General features: G+C 75.3%; 1 protein-coding gene. It reads right to left on the reverse strand.

Annotation, left to right across the window (positions count from 1 at the left end; all coding sequences use genetic code 11):
* Window positions 1–1635: NB-ARC domain-containing protein (locus E2E34_RS34140; RefSeq protein ID WP_167518450.1), on the reverse strand; the 1635-nt coding region annotated here is incomplete at both ends.

The raw sequence follows: 1635 nt of genomic DNA on the forward strand, positions 1-1635 counted from the left end.
CGGCGGCGCTGCCCCGCTTGTTCCCGGCGGACCGGGCGGCGCCCAGCGCGACCTGGTGCGTACGCTCCCAGTGGTCGAGATAGCCACGCGTCTCGAACAGCGTGACCAGCGTGGTCGTCAGGTCCCAGCACACCTCGTCGAGCTGCTCGGCAGCCGCGTGCTCCACCGCCTGCACCAAGTTTGCGTGCTCGCTGTCCAGCCACTCCAGCGGATCGGCGAGCAGCTCGTCCACATGCGCCGCCGGCGGCAGCCAGCGCGGGGCGCTCCCGTGCAGCACGGTGAAGTCCCCGCCGTAGATCCGCCGGTGGGCGACCTCGGCCAGCGCCATCCAGCCGCCCGCCATCCGGCGCAGCGCCGCCGACTGGGTCGCCGGATCGTCGTGCGCGGCCAGCTGTTCCCGGGCGAACACCCGGATGATCTCGTGGAAGCGGTACCGGAACCCGCCGGTGGACTCCATGCCGACCACGTCCAGCATCTGTACGTCGACCAGCGGTTCCAGCAGGTCCGACGGGAAGGGGCGCCGGTCGTCGAGCAGCGCCCCGGCCAGCCAGCCGGGCAGGCTGGGGCCGCGCGCCAGGCTGAGCAGCCGCAACAGCCGCTGGTCATCGGGGCACAGCCCGTCGTGGGTCAGGGACAGGCTCGCCCGCATCGTCATCTCGCCGTGCGTGAGCTCGTCCAGCCGGTGCCGCTCGTTGGCGAGCCGGTGCACCATCGAGGCCAGCGTCCAGTGCGGCCGCGCGGCCAGCCGGGCGGCGACGATCCGCAGGGCGAGCGGCAGCCCGCCCACGGTCCGGATCAGCGCCTGCGCGGACACCCGCTCGCCCGCGACCCGCTCCTCGCCGATCACCCGGACCAGGAGCTCCATGGCCTCCTCCGTGCCGAGTACGTCGAGTTCCACCCGGTGCGCTCCGGGCAGCCCGGTCATCCGCACGCGGCTGGTGACCAGCACCGCGCAGCTCCCCGCTCCCGGCAGCAGCGGGCGTATCTGGCTCTCGGACGCGGCGTCGTCCAGGACCACCAGCACCCGGCGGGACCCGAGCAGCGTCCGGTACATCTCGGCCCGCTCGTCCAGCGAGTCGGGGATGACGGGGCCGGGGATGCCGAGGGCGCGCAGGAACCGGCCGAGGACCTCGCCCGCCGTCGCCGGGGCCCCGCTGGTGCCGCGCAGATCGCAGTAGAGCTGTCCGTCGGTGAAGTGCGCCTCGCCGGCCCGGTGCGCGATGTGCGTGGCCAGGGTGGACTTGCCCGTGCCCGGCTTGCCGACGATCACGACGAGGCCCACGGCGCGCCGCTCGCCGGTTCCCAGCAGGGTCTTCTCGATGACCGACTTGCGTGCCTCGTGACCGACGAAGTCGGACGTGTCGGCGGGCAGTTGGCGCGGCACCTCGGCGGGCAGCGCGGGCACCGGGGCCCCGGCCGGCCCCCCGCCGGACGTCCGGCCCGCCGGCTCGGTTCCGGCGGCGGGCCGCACCGGCCCGACCGGCCGGAGACCGTCGTACGCGGCACCCTCCGCGGCGTCCCGGGAGTCCGCCGGAACGCGGCCGCCCGGCTCCGCCTGCGCGCCCGTGCCCGCACCGGACTCCTCACCCGTACCGGCGGACCCCCCATCGGACCTCGCGCCGAACCCCCCATCGG

The organism is Streptomyces albidochromogenes, from assembly GCF_005981925.1.
Lineage (GTDB): Bacteria > Actinomycetota > Actinomycetes > Streptomycetales > Streptomycetaceae > Streptomyces > Streptomyces albidochromogenes.